Consider the following 16,276-nt stretch of genomic DNA (forward strand, 5'->3'; position numbering starts at 1 on the left):
CCATGGTCCATCCGCAAGTCAAGGCGCTCAGGCGCAGACGCAGCATGAAGCGGGCGGCGCTGGTGCTTGTCGCCGTTGCCTTTGCCGCGCTCATCATGGGCCTGCCGAGCATTGCAATCTTCGCCCGCGCCTTTTCCGAAGGCATCGGCGTTTACGCCTCAGGCCTCCTCGAACCGGAAACCCTGCATGCGATCAAGCTGACCGTCATCACCGCGCTGATCGCCTTGCCCGTCAATATCGCCTTCGGCATCTGTGCCGCCTGGGCCGTGACCCGGTTCCGGTTTCCGGGCCGGAGGGTTCTGATCACGATCATCGAGCTGCCGTTCTCGATCTCCCCGATCGTCGCGGGCCTTTGCTATCTGCTGGTCTATGGTTCCACCGGCCTTGTCGGCAGCTATGCCGATCAATACGGCATCCAGCTGATGTTCAATCTCACCGGCATCGTACTGGTGTCGCTGTTCGTCACCTGCCCCTTCGTCGCCCGCGAGGTGATCCCGCTGATGGAGGTCGCCGGGCGCGATCAGGAGGAAGCGGCGCTGACGCTCGGCGCGAACGGCTGGCAGACCTTCTTCCACGTCACCTTGCCCAATATCCGCTGGGCGCTGCTCTATGGCGCGATCCTGGCGAATGCCCGCGTCATCGGCGAATTCGGCGCGGTCAGCGTCGTCTCCGGCAACATTCGCGGCGAGACCATGACGCTGCCGCTGCAGGTGCAGCTGCTCTACGATGATTACAACGTGACCGGCGCCTTTGCCGCCGCCACCATTTTGACGGTGATCGCGGTGATCACGCTGATCCTTCGATCGGTGATCGAATCCCGCCACCCGCACGCGCACTGAGAAAGACCGACAATGGCCCTCACAGTCGAAAACATTTCCAAGTCCTACGCCAGCAACAAGGTGCTCGACCGCGTCGACCTCGATATCCGTCCAGGCGAGTTCGTGGCGCTGCTCGGACCGTCCGGCTCCGGCAAGACCACGCTGCTCAGGATCATCGCCGGGCTGCAATTCGCCGACGAGGGCCGGCTCCTGATGGAGGGTGAGGACATTACCGGGCTGGAAGCGCGACTGCGCCGCTTCGGCATGGTGTTCCAGAGCTATGCGCTGTTCGAGCACAAGACGGTGGCCGCAAACGCCGCCTTCGGGCTGAAGATGCGCCCGCGCGCCAAACGCCCCTCACGCGAGGAGATCGGCAAGCGGGTGCGCGACCTGCTGGACATGGCCGAGATCGGGCACCTTGCCGATCGCTACCCTTCGCAACTTTCCGGCGGCCAGCGTCAACGCGTAGCGCTGGCGCGCGCGCTTGCGATCGAGCCGCGCCTGCTGCTGCTCGACGAGCCCTTCAGCGCGCTCGACACCAAGATCCGCAAGGGCTTGCGCGGCGCGCTCCGCGATCTTCAACGAAAGGTAGGCATCTCCGCCATTCTGGTGACCCATGACCAAGAGGAAGCCTTCGAGATCGCCGACCGGATCGCCGTCATGTCCGAAGGACATATCGAGCAGTTTGGCACGGCGGAGGAGTTGCTGCGCCGGCCCGCGACACCGTTCGTCGCGGAATTCCTCGAAGGCATGAGCAATTACCAGAACCAGGGCGCCGGCATCTGATCAGCCTGTCATGGAGGCGGCAAACAGCGTCAGGCCCAGAAGCGTGACCAGAAGCGCGCCGCCGATCTCGATGCCGTAGCCGATCCGCGTCGCGCGCTTCGAGCCGCGACCGGCGAGCCGCACTGCGAGCCCCTTGGCCGAGACCGCGATGATCGCCAGGATCGAGACCGTGATCGCGGTGCCGATCGCCATGGCGAAGACCGAGGCGATGCCGCCGAGGATCAGCCCGTTCAACAGCGCGAAAGTCAGCACGATCAGCGCGCCCGAGCAGGGCCGCATGCCGATCGCCAGCACGGCGGAGCCCGCGCCCTTCCAGTCGAAATCCTTGCCGCCGAGATCCTTCGGTTCCGGCATGTGCACATGGCCGCAGCCGCAATCGGGGCCATGCACATGGTGATCATGGTCATGATGATGGTCGTGATCATGAAGATGATCGTGGTTGTGGGCAGCGTGGTGCGCGCCGTGCTCATGGCCATGACCGTGTCCATGGTCATGATCGTGAGCCCCATGGCCTGTGCCCGCGAAGATCGCACGGGTCTTGGTATAGAGCAGCCACAGCCCGAAAGCGGCGATCAGCAGAAAGCTCGCGCGCTCCATGAACAGCGTGGCGTCCCGCATCGAAACCGCCGTGCCGCGCAGAAACAGATAGGCCGCGCCCACCAGCAGGATCGCCGTCACGCCCTGCGCCAGCGAAGCGACGAGCGAGATCGCGATTCCGCGCTTCAGCTCGGTTTCATTGGCGATCATGTAGGACGAGATCACCGCCTTGCCATGGCCGGGGCCTGCGGCATGGAACACGCCATAGGCGAAGGAAAGGCCGACGAGGCCCAGCACCTTCATCGGATCATCCTTCATTGCCTTCAACGCCGCCGTCAGCGCGCGGTAGAATTCCTGCTGATACTGGTTGATGGTCATCAGCACCGATTGCAGCGGGCCGAAGGATGAGGAGAATGACGGCTCGGACGAGCCGATGCCGAGCGGCGAGGCCGAGAACGATTTCTGGTTCAGGCCGAATATCAGAAAAGCCAGAAGCGCCAGAAGCAGGACAAGCGCGATCGGGCGGATCATTCGGTGCATGTGAGGTCCAGGCGGGTTGCGAACAGCTTGCTCATGTCGGTCGGATCGTTGAAGAACGCCGCCGTCAGCGCATCGCTGTTTTCGGAGATGATCTCATCGGGGTCGGGTCGCACCACCGCAGCCTTGCAACGCTCAAAGGCATCGCCGATCATCACAAGGTCTTCATCGCGCTGAAAGTCGATCGCGGTGTACATGGTGGAATCATAGATGCCGAAGGTGAGATGACCATCGAGTTTGACCGGCCTCGACGGCTTTGCCGAGAAGATCAGCAGCAATTGCCCGTCCATCATGTCGGCATGGATGACGTCGGGCTCTGCCAGCGGCACGTCTTCGCCATTGTCGTTGATCTGGGTGTAGTAGCCGTATTCAGCGAGAGACTGGCGCACGGTATCGCCGATTTCCGTCAGCTCATCGCCGGTCAGCTGATTGTCCATGTTGGCGTCGTAATCGAGAATGACCGAGGACGAGAAGAACTCGTCGAAGCGCCAGACATTCTGCAGAGCGGTGACATTGCCGTCGCCATCGGCAACCACTTCCAGCCGCGCATCGACAAAGACATGCGGATGGGCGCCGGCCTGCGGGGCGGCGGCGAGGCAGAAAAGGGCGGCGATGCTCAGGCTGCGGTGAAACGTCATGCTGCTTCATTGGAGCAAAACTGAGTCAGAAAAAAGCCCGTTTTCTCAGATTTTGGCGCGAGCGCGATTTGCGCGCGTAAAATGCACTCGGAAACGTCAAGCGCGCCCCTCGGTACAGGGTCGCACCTCCGTTTACTGACGAGCGTCTCCCACATTCCGGGTCATCCTCGGGCTTGACCCGAGGATCCAGGCCACTCGGCAAGGTTTCGTTATAAATCGTCGCAAACTTATCGACCAACCCGCCTGGATGCTCGGATCAAGTCCGAGCATGACACAAGAACGAAGGGCCGAAGACCCAAGATGGTCAAAGCGTGATGCTTGTTCAGCGGTCCAAGGCGCGCCCCTCGTCAAAGGGACGCGCCTTGTCGTGATGCGCGCGTTCAATGGGCGCTGAGATTTTCCTCCGGCGCCGGCGCGGCCGCGGCACCGGCGATGATGATCGGCGTCAGCAGGTCGCCCCACTTGCCGCCGCCGTGGTGGCGGGCCGAGCGGATGATCTCGACCGAGACGCCGGCATCGACCGCCCGCATCACCGCCTGGTTCAGCCGGTGGAGATCATTGGCGACCATGCGGATGGCGGCCTGCTGCTCGGCGGACATTTCGCCCGATTGCGCCTCGGCGCGTTCCTTGACGTTGAGTTTCGGTGTCATTGCGTAGTCCTCCCTTGCCTATTCTGCTGCCTCGAATTGTGCGGTTTCGGTGGATTCGCCCATCGCGGTGGTCGAGCCGGCGCCGCCGGTGATCGCCATCGACACGGCATCGAAATAGCCTGTGCCGACTTCGCGCTGGTGACGGGTCGCGGTGTAGCCGTTGCGCTCTGCCGCGAATTCCGCCTGCTGGAGCTCGCTATAGGCCGCCATCTGGCGCTCCTTGTAGCCGCGGGCGAGTTCGAACATGCCGTAGTTGAGCTGATGGAAGCCCGCCAGCGTGATGAACTGGAACTTGTAGCCCATCGCGCCAAGCTCGCGCTGGAACCGTGCGATATCGGCATCGTCGAGGTTCTTCTTCCAGTTGAAGGACGGCGAGCAGTTATAGGCCAGAAGCTTGCCCGGATGCGCCTTGTGAACGCCCTCGGCAAAGCGTTTCGCCTGTTCCAGATCAGGCTTAGAGGTCTCGCACCAGATGAGATCGCAATGCGGCGCATAGGCGACCGCGCGGGCGATGCAGGATTCCAGCCCGTTTTTGATCTGATAGAAGCCTTCCGGCGTGCGCCCGGCATCGTAGTCGACGAAGGGCCGGTCGCGCTCGTCGATGTCCGAGGTCAGAAGCTTGGCGGCTTCCGCGTCGGTGCGGGCGATCACCAGCGTCGGCACGCCCATGACGTCGGCGGCGAGCCGGGCTGCCGTCAGGTTGCGGATATGGGCCGATGTCGGGATCAGAACCTTGCCACCGAGATGGCCGCATTTCTTTTCCGAGGCAAGCTGGTCCTCGAAATGGACGCCCGCCGCGCCGGCCTCGATATAGGCCTTCATGATCTCGAAGGCGTTGAGCGGGCCGCCGAAACCGGCTTCGGCGTCGGCGACAATCGGCGCGAACCAAGTATCGACGGAGAGGCCTTGACCTTCCGAGACCTCGATCTGGTCGGCGCGCTGCAGCGTCTTGTTGATGCGCTTGACCAGTTCAGGCCCGGCATTGGCCGGGTAGAGCGACTGATCCGGATACATCGCCGAGGCGGTGTTGGCGTCGGCCGCGACCTGCCAGCCGGAAAGATAGATCGCCTTCAGCCCGGCGCGGACCATCTGCATGGCCTGATTGCCCGAGAGCGCGCCGAGCGCATTGACGAAATCCTCGTCATGGATCAGCGTCCACAGACGCTTGGCGCCCTCCTCCGCAAGCGTGGCGCGGATCGGCATGGAGCCGCGCAGGCGCTTCACGTCCTCGACGCTATAGGGACGCTCGATCCCGTCAAACCGGCCTTCGACCGCGCCTTCGACAAGTTTGTAAAATTCCGACATTTCTTTCTCCTCACTTTAGTATTCGCGTCCGTCTCAACCCGAGACATCTGCTTTCGATGTGACAAGATTAACGGGAAATAGGCGTGAAATCCAATAAAATGAGCTGTATTCGGCGTGAAATCGGGTTATATTGTCGCCTCTTTTACAGATCGGCTTTGTAAATCTGTAAAATTTGTAAAAAGGAATTCGGGTTATGGAGAGCAAGATATTCGCCGGCCCCCGCTTGCGCAGGTTGCGTAAGCAGATGGAGTTGACGCAGACGGCGATGGCCGAGGCGCTGGCGATCTCGCCATCCTATCTGAACCTGATAGAGCGCAACCAGCGGCCGCTGACGGTGCAATTGCTGCTGAAACTCGCCGCCGTCTACGATGTCGACATCGCCTCGCTGCAGGGGGAAAGCGGCGGCACAATCGGCCAGCTCAAGGCGGTGTTCGCCGATCCGCTGCTGTCTGGCGAGTTGCCCGGCGATCAGGAACTGATCGAGGTCGCCGAGGCCGCGCCCAATGCGGCGATCGGGATGATGAAGCTCTACCGCGCCTATCAGGAACAGGCCGCCCGCCTGTCCGACCTGACAGCGCTGCTCGCCGAGGAGGGCCGCCAGACGCATCTTGCCGGAAGGCGGCTGCCGCATGACGAGGTGCGCGAGGCGCTATCGCGGCGACCATGGTATTTCGACGCGCTCGACCGCGCCGCCGAGGCGCTTCACGCCGAACTTGCTCCCGGCGACGAAATGTCGGCCGCGCTCAAGGACTGGCTGCGCGCAAAGCACGGTATCGCGGTCAGGGTGCTGCCGCCGCATGCCCTGGTCAATCTCGGCCGCCGCTTCGACCGCCACACCATGCGGCTGTTCATTTCCGCCCGGTTTTCGCCCCATGACCGCCAGCGCGAAATCGCGATCGAGGCGGCGCTGCTCGCCTTCCGGGAGGAGATCGCCGAAGCGATCGAGACGCTGGCGCTCTCCGGCGACGAGGCGCGGCGGATCGCGCGGTTCGAGCTTGCCCGCTACGCCGCCCACGCGCTGCTGATGCCCTACGGCCCGTTCGTGGAGGCCGCCCGCAGGGACCGGTACGACATCTCGCTTCTGGCCGGGCGGTTCGGCGTTTCCTTCGCCCAGGCCGCGACAAGGCTGGTCAGCCTGCAACGGCCGGACAATGCCGGACCGCCTTTCTTCGCCATGGAAATCGATGTGGCCGGCAACATCCTGCGGCGAATCGGCGAAGGCGGCTTTCGCGGCGAATGTCCGAGGCTCGACGTCTATGATTCCTTTGCAAACGCGGGCCGGCTGATCGTGCAGCGCACCGCAATGCCGGATGGCGCGGAATTCCTGACGCTGTCGCGGACGGTGGAGGGGCCGGAGCCGGTATCGGGCGAACGGCCGCATCTGACGGCGATGCTGCTCGGCCTGCCGTTCGAGCACGCCGCCGCGACGGCCTACGCCAAGCCGGAACAGCCCGCCACGCCCATCGGGCCGGTCTGCAGGCTCTGCGAGCGGATCGGCTGTCTGTCGCGCGCCGAACCGCCGGTGACGCGACCGCTCGGCCTCGACGAAATGGTCGCCGGCCTTTCGGCCTTCGATTTCCGCTGAGATGCGCCATGGGATCGCGGCCCGAATGGCAAGAGCAAGCTGCCGGTGAACGAGACAGCGAGTTGGTGCGAGAACTAGTGTATTGTTTATAGTTACACTCTATCCAAAAACGCGCTAAATTATTTACACCGCTCGACCATTCCCGCTATAGACGCTCCCACCTGACACCGCTTGGAGGAGCGCATGACCCGCACATTCACAACCCTCGCCGCAGCCGCGCTTGTCGCCGGCCTCATTGCCGCGCCGGCGCTTGCGGAACCCCGCAGCGACGTCATCGTCGGCATGGGGATCGAGCCGACCGGGCTCGACCCGACGGCCGCCGCCCCGGTCGCGATCGGCCAGGTGGTCTGGAAGAACCTGTTCGAGGGACTGACAACGGTGAACGAGAACGGCGACATCGCCCCGCAGCTTGCCGAGGCGTGGGAGGTCTCCGACGACGGGCTGACTTATACGTTCAAACTGCGCGAGGGCGTGACCTTCCACAACGGCAAGCCGTTTACCGCCGAAACCGCGAAATACTCGATCGACCGCATCATCGCGGACGACAGCGTCAATCCGCAGAAGGCGCTTTATAGCGCTATCGAGACCGTCGAGGCGACCGACGCGCACACGCTGACGCTTACCCTTTCCCGCCCCGCTTACGACCTGCTCTACTGGCTCGGCTTTCCGGCCGCCGTGATGGTGGAGCCGGACAGCGAGGCGACCAACGCCACCGTTCCGGTCGGCACCGGCCCGTTCGAATTCGGTGAATGGAAGAAGGGCAATCAGGTAACCCTCGCCCGCAACCCGAATTACTGGGGCGAAAAACCCGCGCTTGAAACCGTGACCTTCCGCTTCATCGCCGATGCGCAGGCGCAGGCGGCGGCCCTCACCTCCGGCGGGGTCGACGCCATACCGGAATTCGCGGCCCCCGAACTGGTGAGCACGTTCGAGACCAATGACGCCTTCGACGTCGTGCCCGGCACCACCGGCATGGAAGTGGTGGCCGGCATGAACAATGCCAAACCGCCCTTTGACGACCGCCGTGTGCGCCGGGCGCTGATGATGGCGATCGACCGGCAGGCGATCATCGACGCCACCAATTCCGGCTACGGCACCCCGATCGGCAGCCATTTCTCGCCGTCCGATGCCGGCTATGAGGACCTCACCGGCGTGCTGCCCTACGATCCGGAGCAGGCAAAGGCGCTCTTGGCCGAGGCCGGCTATGGCGACGGGCTGGAATTCACCATCAAGGCGCCGAACCGCGGCTATGCCGAACGGGCGGCGGAAATCATGCAGGCCTATTTCGCCCAGATCGGCGTGACCGCCACGATCGAATCCTCCGAATTTCCGGCGAAATGGCTGCAGGACGTGTTCAAGGACACCAATTACGACATGACCATTATCGGCCATGCCGAGCCGCTCGATATCGGCATCTATGCCCGTGATCCCTATTACTTCAACTATGACAATCCCGAATTCGACGCGACGATGACGGCGATCGCCAATGCCACCAGCGAAGAGGAACGGCTTGCGGGCTACAAGAAGGCACAGGAAATCCTGGCCGAGGACGTGCCGGCGCTGTTTCTCTATGCCTGGCCCAAGATCGGCGTCTGGAACGCAGACCTGGAGGGGCTGTGGACCAACGAGCCGGTTCCCTCCAACGACATGACCGGCGTGCACTGGGGCGAGTAGACCGTGTTGCAAACCCGGCCGGCGGTGCGGCGCATCGCCGGAAATCTTGCCTTTCTCGCCGCAAGCCTGCTGGCCGTCTCCTTCATCATCTTCGCGGTGATGGCGGCGGTTCCGGGCGATCCGGCGGAGATCATGCTCGGCACCTCGGCGGCCCCGGATACGTTAGCCGCGCTCAGAAGCCAGCTCGGCCTCGACCAACCCTTCCTCCTGCGCTATGGCGACTGGCTGGCAGGGCTGCTCACCGGCGATCTCGGCCTGTCCTACACCTATTCGACGCCGGTCGCCGCGCTGATCGGCGAGCGCCTCGCCGTCACCCTGCCGCTGGCCGGTTACGCCGTGGCGCTGTCGCTCGCGATCGCCCTGCCGCTCGGCGTGTTCGCGGGTCAGAAGCCGGGCGGACCGGCGGATATCGTCGCGACCTTCTTTTCCCAGATCGGCATTGCCGTGCCCGGCTTCTGGATCGGCCTGCTCTTGATCCTCGGCGTGGCGCTCACGCTCGGCTGGTTTCCGACCGGCGGCTTTCCGGGCTGGCAGGCGGGCTTGCTGCCCGCAATGAATGCGCTGACCCTGCCTGCGATCGCGCTTGCCATCCCGCAGGCTGCCGTGCTGACGCGGGTGACGCGCGCGGCTGTCATCGACGTCGCACGCGAGGATTTCGTGCGTACGGCGCGGGCCAAGGGCGCAAGCCGCGCCTGGGCGCTGTGGCGTCATGTCGTGCCCAATGCGCTGATCCCGGTCGTCACCATGCTCGGCATGCAGATCTCGGTGCTGATGGCCGGCACCGTGCTGGTCGAAAACGTGTTCCCCCTGCCCGGCCTTGGCACGCTTGCCTATCAGGCGCTCGCCCAGCGCGACCTGATTGTGATCCAGAATGTCGCGCTGCTGTTCGCCGTCATCGTCATGGGCCTCAATTTCGCGGTCGACACGCTTTACGCGGTGATCGATCCGCGCCTGAAGGCTGCGCGATGAAACACCTGCCTCTCATTCTTGGCGGCGTCATCACCGCCCTGCTGGTCGCCGCCGCGATCCTCAGCCGGTTCTGGACGCCGATGGATCCCGCCGCGATCAACATTCCGCTCCGCCTCAAGCCCCCCGGCCCCGGCGGGCTGTTCGGCGCGGATCAGTTCGGCCGCGACGAATTGTCGATGATCATGGCCGGCGCATGGACCTCGCTGTCGATCGCGTTTTCCGCGGTCGCGATCGGGGGAACGCTTGGCACGGCGCTCGGCGCGATGGCGGCCGCAAGGCGGGGCGTCGCCGAGGCCGCGATCATGCGCGTCAACGATATCGTCTTCGCCTTCCCGCCGGTGCTGTCGGCCCTGCTGCTGGCCGCAGTACTTGGCGGCGGACCGGTAACCACCGTCACCGCCATCGCGCTGTTCATGGTGCCGGTCTTCGCCCGCGTCAGCCGGGGCGCGGCGCTGCAGGTCTGGGCGCGCGACTATATTCTCGCCGCCCGCATGGCCGGCAAGACCGGAACGCGGATCACGCTCGAACACGTACTGCCCAATATCGCCGCCCAGATCATCGTGCAGGTCGCGATCCAGACCGGGCTCGCGATCCTCACCGAGGCCGGTCTTTCCTTCCTCGGCCTCGGCGTGGCGCCGCCGACGCCGAGCTGGGGGCGGATGCTGGCCGACGCCCAGACCTATCTCGCAAGCGCGCCGCATCTGGTGCTGGCCCCCGGCCTTGCCATCGCCTTCTCCGTTCTCGGCCTCAACCTTCTGGGCGATGGCCTCGGCCGGCTGACCGACCCGCGCGAGGCGTCATGATGCTCGATATCCGCAATCTCAGGGTCAGTTTCCCCGACCGGCGCGGCGGACGGCGAGAGGTGCTGCACGGCATCGACCTGTCGCTGGCAAAGGGCGAGACGCTCGGCATTGTCGGCGAAAGCGGATCGGGCAAATCGGTGCTGGCGCTCTCGGTGATCGGCCTGCTGCCGCGAACGGCCCGGGCGGAGGGTGAAATCCTGCTCGACGGCGAAAACCTGCTGGCGCTGCCGGAACGCAGGCTCACCCGACTGCGCGGGGCAAAGATCGGGATGATCTTTCAGGAACCGATGACCGCGCTGAACCCGGCCATGACCGCCGGCGGCCAGATCGCCGAGGCGCTGCTTCTGCATCGTCCGATCTCGCGGGCCGACGCCAAGGCAGAAGCGCTGCGTCTGATGGACATGGTCCGTATCCGCGATGCCAGGACAAGAATAAATTCCTATCCGCACGAACTTTCCGGCGGCGAGCGCCAGCGGGTCGGCATCGCGATCGCGCTGGCGCTCAAGCCCGGGCTGCTGATCGCCGATGAACCGACCACGGCGCTCGACGTTACCGTGCAGGCCGAGATCCTCGACATTCTCGACGATCTCGTCGCCGAACTCGGCATCGGCCTGATCCTGATCTCCCACGATATCGGCGTCATCGCCCGCATGTCCGACCGGGTTCTGGTGATGCATGACGGGCGGAAAATGGAGGACGGCAGAACCGAAGACGTGCTGCGCCACCCCGCCCATGACTATACCAGGACGCTGCTCGCATCGCTGCCCAGACGGGTGCGCGCCGGACTGGAGGGCGGATCATGACCCCGCTGCTGCAGACCGAGGGACTGACCCGGCATTATGGCGGGCACACCGCCCTGGACGATGTCTCGATTGCGCTCGAGCCGGGTGAAATCCTCGGCATTGTCGGCGAGAGCGGGTCCGGCAAATCGACCCTTGCCCGGCTGGTCATGGCGCTCGACCGCCCGAGCGCGGGTCGGGTGCTGTTCGAAGGCGCCGACCTGTTTTCGCAGCGGCCGCGCGACCTGCGCCGGATGCGGCGTCATTTCCAGATGGTGTTTCAGGACCCCTATGGCGCGCTCGATCCGCGCCAGACGGTTGGCCGCATCGTCGCCGAGCCGCTGGCGCTTGATCCGGACGCGCCCACCGGCAAGGCCCGGCGGATGCGGGTGGCAGCCCTTCTGGAAGAGGTCGGTCTCAAGGATCGCGACATCGACCTTTACCCGCACGAATTTTCCGGCGGCCAGCGCCAGCGGATCGCGATCGCCCGCGCGTTGATCACCCGCCCGAAACTACTGGTCGCCGACGAGCCGACCTCGGCGCTGGACGTGACGGTACAGGCGCAAATTCTCAAGCTCATTCTGGCGATGCGCGCCGAGCATGGCCTCTCGGTGCTGTTGATCACCCACAATATCGCCGTGGTCGACGAGATCTGCGACCGCGCGGTGGTGATGCAGGCCGGCCGCGTGGTGGAGCAAGGGCCAGTCCCGCAACTGCTCGATGCCCCGCGCGAAGCCTATACAAAGCGCCTGCTGGCCGCCGAACCGACGCTGGCCCGGATCGGTCGCAAAAAACGCGGATAAAAAAAGCCCGGCCAGGCTTGCCGCCGACCGGGCCATGCGGCTTTCACCGCGGGAGAGACTGCTAAACTGGTGCGCCGTATGGGGCGGTTCAAGAAAATAACGAGTTTGTCATGATTGGCGGGGCCGGTCTGTCCATTCGGGAGACCGGATTACTTCGCTGTCCGCCGCGGGTGAGGACGTCCAGCATTTCACGCGTTGAAACGCGGCATGATCCAATTGGCTGTCGGTGGCCGATCGGACTAGCGTGGACCATGCGGTTTGGGAGAGCCGCACGGCGTTATTGGGGAGGAGCATATGAGAATGTTTCGAAAAGCCATCGCAGCCGCCGGCGCGATCTGTGCCGTATTCGGTCCGGCAACGGCCTTGGAAGCCAAGGACTGGCCCGACGCCAAGCCGATCCGGATCGTCTTTCCGTTTCCGGCGGGGCCTGATTTCCTGGTGCGCATGATGGCCGCCGATATCGAGGAGCAGCTTGGCCAGACTGTGATCGTGGACAACAAGCCCGGCGCCGGCGGCACGCTCGGCATGGCCTCGGTCGCCCACGCCAAGCCAGACGGCTACACCTTCGTGGTCGGCTTTCCCGGACCCTCCGCCAATTACACGAACACCTATACCGGTCTGCCCTACACCCCGCTTGAGGATTTCGACTATGTCAGCCAGATCACCCATGGCGATATGGTGGTCGTGGCGCGGGCGGATTTTCCCGCCGATGATCTCGGCGAACTCATGGAATACGCCAGGGCCCATCCGGGCGAGGTCAGCGCCGGCAATCCCGGCATCGGCTCCTACGGCCACATGATCGAACTGATGATGAGCGAACAGGCCGAGGCCGATCTCAAGATCGTCCCCTATCAGGGCACCGCGCCGACCCTCGTCGACCTGCTGTCGGGCAGCCTCGACATCTCGGTCGACTTCCTGTCGGAGGCCTATACCGAACATCTGAAGTCGGGCAGCATGAAGGCGCTGGGCATCGCGTCTGCGGAGCGCAACCCCGACTTCCCGGATGTGCCGACATTTCAGGAGGCCGGCGTCGATCTGGTCGCGCCGCTGTGGTCCGGCATTCTCGCGCCCAAGGGAACGCCGCCCGAGGTGATTGCGCAGATGAACGAGGCGATCGCCGCCTTCCTCGCCAGCCCCGAGGCGCAGGCGGCCTTCGCCAAGAACTACCAGCGCGCGACCCCGTCGACGCCGGAGGAACTGCGCGAGATGGCGGTGCGCGAGGAAGCGACCTGGCGCGATATCATCAAGAAGTACAATATCCGCAACAACTAGGGCGCCGAACGGACGGCTTGCTCCCGAGAGCTCTCCCCCCTACGGGGCGACAAGATTAGGGGGCTATGCGGCAAGGCGGCAGGTTCAGCAGGCGGGAGATTGACATGAGTGCAAGCAGCGGCGCGCGGCGGAAGAACGTCATTTTCTCCGGCATATTCCTCATGATCTCCGCCGCCATGGGCGGTTATGCGCTCACGACCATGAACATGGGCACGCTGGACAGGATGGGACCGGCCTTCTTTCCGGTCGTCCTGTCGGCGATCCTGGCGGCGCTTGCCCTGATCGTCCTGTTCCTGCCCGCCCCCGCTGAAACGGAGCCATTCTCCATCGCGCCGCCGCAGGCGATCCTGATCATCATCGTCTGCCCGATGATCTTCGGCTTCGCGATCGAGCCCTTCGGTCTGTTGATCGCGGTTTTTCTCGCAATATTCGCTTCCTGCCTTGCAAGCCGGGTGACGACATTGCGCCAAGCGCTGCTGCTATCCGCGGCCTTCAGTCTCTTCTGCGTCCTCGTCTTTCATTATCTTCTGAGCATGACCATCCCCCTTTGGGGTTCGGTCTTCACGGGTTGATCCATGGACCTTTTCGCGCATCTCTCCCTCGGACTGGAAACGGTCTTTCAGCCGATCAACCTGCTGTTCTGCTTCCTCGGGGTTTTTCTCGGCACCGCCATCGGCGTTCTGCCGGGCATCGGGCCGCTCGGCACGATCGCCATTCTTCTGCCGGTGACCTTCGGTTTTCCGCCGGAGGCCTCGCTGATCATGCTGGCCGGCATCTATTACGGGGCGCAATATGGCGGCTCCACCACCGCCATCCTGATCAACCTGCCGGGCGAGGCATCCTCGGCGGTGACCGCCATTGACGGTTATCAGTTGGCCCGCCAGGGCAAGGCGGGCACCGCGCTAGCGCTGGCGGCGATCGGCTCATTCATCGCCGGCTGTTTCGCGACGCTGCTGATCGCGATCTTCGCGATCCCGCTGACAATGCTTGCGCTCAAATTCACCCCGCCCGATTACTTCTCGCTGATGGTGCTGGGGCTGGTGGCCTCGATCGCGCTTGCCCACGGATCGGTGCTCAAGGGCATCATCATGATCGTGTTCGGCCTGCTGCTCGGCACGGTCGGCACCGACCTCTACACCGGTCAGGCACGCTTCACCTTCGGCATGTTCGATCTGGCGGAAGGGATACCGATCCTCGGTTTCGGGGTCGGCATCTACGCCCTTTCCGAAATCCTCAAGGGCCTGGAGGATGAAACCCCGCGCGAGCCGCTCAGAACCGACATCTCGGCCCTGCTGCCGAGCCGGCAGGACCTGCGCGAGGCTGGCATGCCGATCCTGCGTGGCACGTTTCTCGGCTCGTTTCTCGGCATATTGCCGGGCGGCGGCGCGATGCTGTCGTCATTCGCCTCCTACATGGTGGAAAAGAAGGTCTCGAAGAAGCCGGAGACCTTCGGTCGCGGCGCGATCGCCGGCGTCGCAGGACCCGAATCGGCCAACAATGCCGGGGCGCAGACCTCTTTCGTGCCGATGCTGACGCTCGGCATCCCCTCCAACCCGCTGATGGCGCTGATGGTCGGCGCGCTGATCATTCAGGGCATCACCCCCGGCCCCAACCTGATCAACGAACAGCCCTCGCTGTTCTGGGGCGTCATCGTGTCAATGTGGATCGGCAATCTGATGCTTGTCGTGCTCAACCTGCCGCTGATCGGGCTGTGGGTGAAGCTTCTGAGCGTGCGCGCCAATTTCCTCTATCCGGCCATCGTCGGTTTTTCAGCGATCGGGGTCTATTCGATCAACGAGAACCCCTTCGATCTGATCGTGATGTCAGTCTCCGGCGCTGCCGGCTATGCGCTGAGCAAGCTCGACTGCGAGCCCGCGCCACTTCTGCTCGGCTTCGTGCTGGGACCGATGATGGAGGTCTATATGAGGCGCACCATGCTGCTTTCGGGGGGCGATGCCAGCGTGTTTCTCACCAGCCCGATCAGCCTGGGTCTGCTGATCGCGGCCGCGATCGTCCTGGTGATCGTGCTGGTCCCGACGGTCAATCGCCGCCGTGCAGAAGTGTTCGTCGAGGAGGACTGAGCGTCAGTCCGCAACACTCAGGGCCCGACGGGCCGCATCAACCTAACTCTCCGCGTTTTGTGCTTGTCGGCTCGCCACGCTGCCTATTTATACGGCAGCCGTTTCGAGCCCTGCGTTTTTTGCATAGGGGCATTGCTGTTAACCCCCTGCCTCATGCTTCGCGGGCTCTGTATATATCCAGTCAACAACAGCGCACCGAACACAAGAAAGGAGCCGCAACATGAACATTCAACGCTCGTTCAACAACTGGCTCAAGTATCGCGAAACCGTCGCCGAGCTTGGCCGCATGAGCAATCGCGAACTTTCCGACCTCGGTATCAGCCGCTCTGATATCCGTAGCGTCGCCCGCAAGGACGCGATCTGACAAGTTTTCGAAGGGTGCTATCCTCCTCCCGGCCCCCTTCGATTACGATCGGCGATCCTCCTCCTCCTCCCAAATCGCCGATCACCACGATGACGCCCACCGGATCCTCCTCCCCCGGTGGGCGTTTTCATGTGCGCAGTTGCGGATCGTTCAGGCCGACCGGATCTACGGATAAAGGTAAAGACGCTCCCAGGCGCTGCGCGGGATCTCCTCACCGAGCTTGAAGCTGAAGGATTTGACCGCGAGTTCGTCGCTTGCCGTCGCGCAGTGGTAGGAGAGCCTGTACCAGTGACCATGCGAGCGCACGGCCGCGCCCGGCGCATCGATTGTCGTGCCACGCACCTTTGTCGGCGCGAATGTGTAGGCGATCACCTTGTCGGGCGTCATGTCCTTGCGCGCCGCGTCGATCCGGCTCAGCGCCTCCACATCGCAGCGCTGCTCCAGCTTTTCCTCGGGTTCGAGCCGGTCGAGCTCGTTTTCGATCCGCTGGCTGATGGCGAGGGCGGGCGTGGCAACGAGCGTCAGCGTCAGCAGCGCAAGCAAGGCCTTGGTCAAGTCTCTGTCTCCGGTCGTGGAAATCTGTCTTTCGCGCTTCCGGCCGGAATCGGCATTCGCAAACGCATCACATATTGTAAGCACAGAGCAGTCGAATACGGCAAGTCTGAGACCACGCTT

17 protein-coding genes are annotated in these 16,276 nt (G+C 63.8%); 12 read left to right on the forward strand and 5 right to left on the reverse strand.

The annotated features are described in order from the left end of the window. Positions 1–2 precede the first annotated feature (2 nt). Together cysW and V6767_RS19795 are read left to right on the forward strand one after the other, a co-directional pair. Entirely contained in the window at positions 3–839 is an 837-nt protein-coding gene (gene cysW, locus V6767_RS19790) for a sulfate ABC transporter permease subunit CysW (RefSeq protein ID WP_448475033.1), read from the forward strand. Positions 840–851: 12 nt separating this feature from the next. After that, entirely contained in the window at positions 852–1,604 is a 753-nt protein-coding gene (locus tag V6767_RS19795; protein WP_448475034.1) for an ABC transporter ATP-binding protein, read from the forward strand. Here V6767_RS19795 and V6767_RS19800 read toward each other — a convergent pair whose 3' ends face one another. The 4 genes from V6767_RS19800 to aceA all read right to left on the reverse strand — a co-directional run bounded on the left by V6767_RS19800 (position 1,605) and on the right by aceA (position 5,271). Then, the gene (locus V6767_RS19800; RefSeq protein WP_448475035.1) at positions 1,605–2,681 is read right to left on the reverse strand and encodes a nickel/cobalt transporter; all 1,077 of its coding nucleotides are present in this window, start codon (positions 2,679–2,681) and stop codon (positions 1,605–1,607) included. Beyond that, positions 2,669–3,316: a DUF1007 family protein gene (locus V6767_RS19805; RefSeq protein ID WP_448475036.1), complete on the reverse strand. Its 648-nt coding sequence runs from the start codon at positions 3,314–3,316 to the stop codon at positions 2,669–2,671. The genes V6767_RS19800 and V6767_RS19805 overlap by 13 nt, the downstream gene beginning before the upstream one ends. 380 nt (positions 3,317–3,696) lie before the next feature. Continuing rightward, a complete protein-coding gene (locus tag V6767_RS19810; RefSeq protein ID WP_018065003.1) occupies positions 3,697–3,966 on the reverse strand; it encodes an SMc00767 family acetate metabolism repressor in 270 nt (89 codons plus the stop codon). An 18-nt stretch (positions 3,967–3,984) separates the two neighbouring features. After that, positions 3,985–5,271, reverse strand: coding sequence for an isocitrate lyase (gene aceA, locus V6767_RS19815; RefSeq protein WP_448475037.1), 1,287 nt, complete (start codon positions 5,269–5,271; stop codon positions 3,985–3,987). A gap of 193 nt (positions 5,272–5,464) precedes the next feature. On the opposite strand from aceA, the gene V6767_RS19820 reads away from it, so the two are divergent. The 10 genes from V6767_RS19820 (at position 5,465) to V6767_RS19865 (ending at position 15,601) form a co-directional block, all read left to right on the forward strand. Next, positions 5,465–6,856: a helix-turn-helix domain-containing protein gene (locus V6767_RS19820; protein WP_448475038.1), complete on the forward strand. Its 1,392-nt coding sequence runs from the start codon at positions 5,465–5,467 to the stop codon at positions 6,854–6,856. Positions 6,857–7,039: 183 nt separating this feature from the next. Further along, entirely contained in the window at positions 7,040–8,530 is a 1,491-nt protein-coding gene (locus V6767_RS19825) for an ABC transporter substrate-binding protein (protein WP_448475039.1), read from the forward strand. Positions 8,531–8,536: 6 nt separating this feature from the next. Continuing rightward, positions 8,537–9,499: an ABC transporter permease gene (locus V6767_RS19830; protein ID WP_448475067.1), complete on the forward strand. Its 963-nt coding sequence runs from the start codon at positions 8,537–8,539 to the stop codon at positions 9,497–9,499. Continuing rightward, entirely contained in the window at positions 9,496–10,302 is an 807-nt protein-coding gene (locus V6767_RS19835; RefSeq protein ID WP_448475040.1) for an ABC transporter permease, read from the forward strand. Before V6767_RS19830 ends, V6767_RS19835 begins: the two co-directional genes overlap by 4 nt. Continuing rightward, the gene (locus tag V6767_RS19840; RefSeq protein WP_448475041.1) at positions 10,299–11,105 is read left to right on the forward strand and encodes an ATP-binding cassette domain-containing protein; all 807 of its coding nucleotides are present in this window, start codon (positions 10,299–10,301) and stop codon (positions 11,103–11,105) included. The genes V6767_RS19835 and V6767_RS19840 overlap by 4 nt, the downstream gene beginning before the upstream one ends. Further along, positions 11,102–11,884: an ABC transporter ATP-binding protein gene (locus V6767_RS19845; RefSeq protein WP_448475042.1), complete on the forward strand. Its 783-nt coding sequence runs from the start codon at positions 11,102–11,104 to the stop codon at positions 11,882–11,884. The genes V6767_RS19840 and V6767_RS19845 overlap by 4 nt, the downstream gene beginning before the upstream one ends. 300 nt (positions 11,885–12,184) lie before the next feature. After that, entirely contained in the window at positions 12,185–13,156 is a 972-nt protein-coding gene (locus V6767_RS19850; RefSeq protein WP_448475043.1) for a Bug family tripartite tricarboxylate transporter substrate binding protein, read from the forward strand. Positions 13,157–13,260: 104 nt separating this feature from the next. Then, positions 13,261–13,728, forward strand: coding sequence for a tripartite tricarboxylate transporter TctB family protein (locus V6767_RS19855; protein WP_448475044.1), 468 nt, complete (start codon positions 13,261–13,263; stop codon positions 13,726–13,728). A 3-nt stretch (positions 13,729–13,731) separates the two neighbouring features. Continuing rightward, a complete protein-coding gene (locus tag V6767_RS19860; protein WP_448475045.1) occupies positions 13,732–15,237 on the forward strand; it encodes a tripartite tricarboxylate transporter permease in 1,506 nt (501 codons plus the stop codon). A 220-nt stretch (positions 15,238–15,457) separates the two neighbouring features. Continuing rightward, entirely contained in the window at positions 15,458–15,601 is a 144-nt protein-coding gene (locus V6767_RS19865; RefSeq protein ID WP_448475046.1) for a DUF1127 domain-containing protein, read from the forward strand. Between the two features lie 165 nt (positions 15,602–15,766). Here V6767_RS19865 and V6767_RS19870 read toward each other — a convergent pair whose 3' ends face one another. Continuing rightward, positions 15,767–16,156, reverse strand: a complete 390-nt coding sequence (locus V6767_RS19870; RefSeq protein ID WP_448475047.1) for a DUF930 domain-containing protein — start codon at positions 16,154–16,156, stop codon at positions 15,767–15,769. Positions 16,157–16,276 lie beyond the last annotated feature (120 nt).

This window comes from Martelella sp. FLE1502, from assembly GCF_053484255.1.

Excerpts from the sequence above, each read along its gene's own strand:
- aceA (WP_448475037.1), bottom strand. The coding sequence starts at position 5,271 with ATGTCGGAATTTTACAAACTTGTCGAAGGCGCGGTCGAAGGCCGGTTT.
- V6767_RS19850 (WP_448475043.1), top strand. The coding sequence starts at position 12,185 with ATGTTTCGAAAAGCCATCGCAGCCGCCGGCGCGATCTGTGCCGTATTC.
- V6767_RS19865 (WP_448475046.1), top strand. The coding sequence starts at position 15,458 with ATGAACATTCAACGCTCGTTCAACAACTGGCTCAAGTATCGCGAAACC.
- V6767_RS19810 (WP_018065003.1), bottom strand. The coding sequence starts at position 3,966 with ATGACACCGAAACTCAACGTCAAGGAACGCGCCGAGGCGCAATCGGGC.
- V6767_RS19840 (WP_448475041.1), top strand. The coding sequence starts at position 10,299 with ATGATGCTCGATATCCGCAATCTCAGGGTCAGTTTCCCCGACCGGCGC.
- V6767_RS19860 (WP_448475045.1), top strand. The coding sequence starts at position 13,732 with ATGGACCTTTTCGCGCATCTCTCCCTCGGACTGGAAACGGTCTTTCAG.
- V6767_RS19835 (WP_448475040.1), top strand. The coding sequence starts at position 9,496 with ATGAAACACCTGCCTCTCATTCTTGGCGGCGTCATCACCGCCCTGCTG.
- V6767_RS19805 (WP_448475036.1), bottom strand. The coding sequence starts at position 3,316 with ATGACGTTTCACCGCAGCCTGAGCATCGCCGCCCTTTTCTGCCTCGCC.
- V6767_RS19855 (WP_448475044.1), top strand. The coding sequence starts at position 13,261 with ATGAGTGCAAGCAGCGGCGCGCGGCGGAAGAACGTCATTTTCTCCGGC.
- cysW (WP_448475033.1), top strand. The coding sequence starts at position 3 with ATGGTCCATCCGCAAGTCAAGGCGCTCAGGCGCAGACGCAGCATGAAG.
- V6767_RS19820 (WP_448475038.1), top strand. The coding sequence starts at position 5,465 with ATGGAGAGCAAGATATTCGCCGGCCCCCGCTTGCGCAGGTTGCGTAAG.
- V6767_RS19800 (WP_448475035.1), bottom strand. The coding sequence starts at position 2,681 with ATGCACCGAATGATCCGCCCGATCGCGCTTGTCCTGCTTCTGGCGCTT.
- V6767_RS19845 (WP_448475042.1), top strand. The coding sequence starts at position 11,102 with ATGACCCCGCTGCTGCAGACCGAGGGACTGACCCGGCATTATGGCGGG.
- V6767_RS19795 (WP_448475034.1), top strand. The coding sequence starts at position 852 with ATGGCCCTCACAGTCGAAAACATTTCCAAGTCCTACGCCAGCAACAAG.
- V6767_RS19825 (WP_448475039.1), top strand. The coding sequence starts at position 7,040 with ATGACCCGCACATTCACAACCCTCGCCGCAGCCGCGCTTGTCGCCGGC.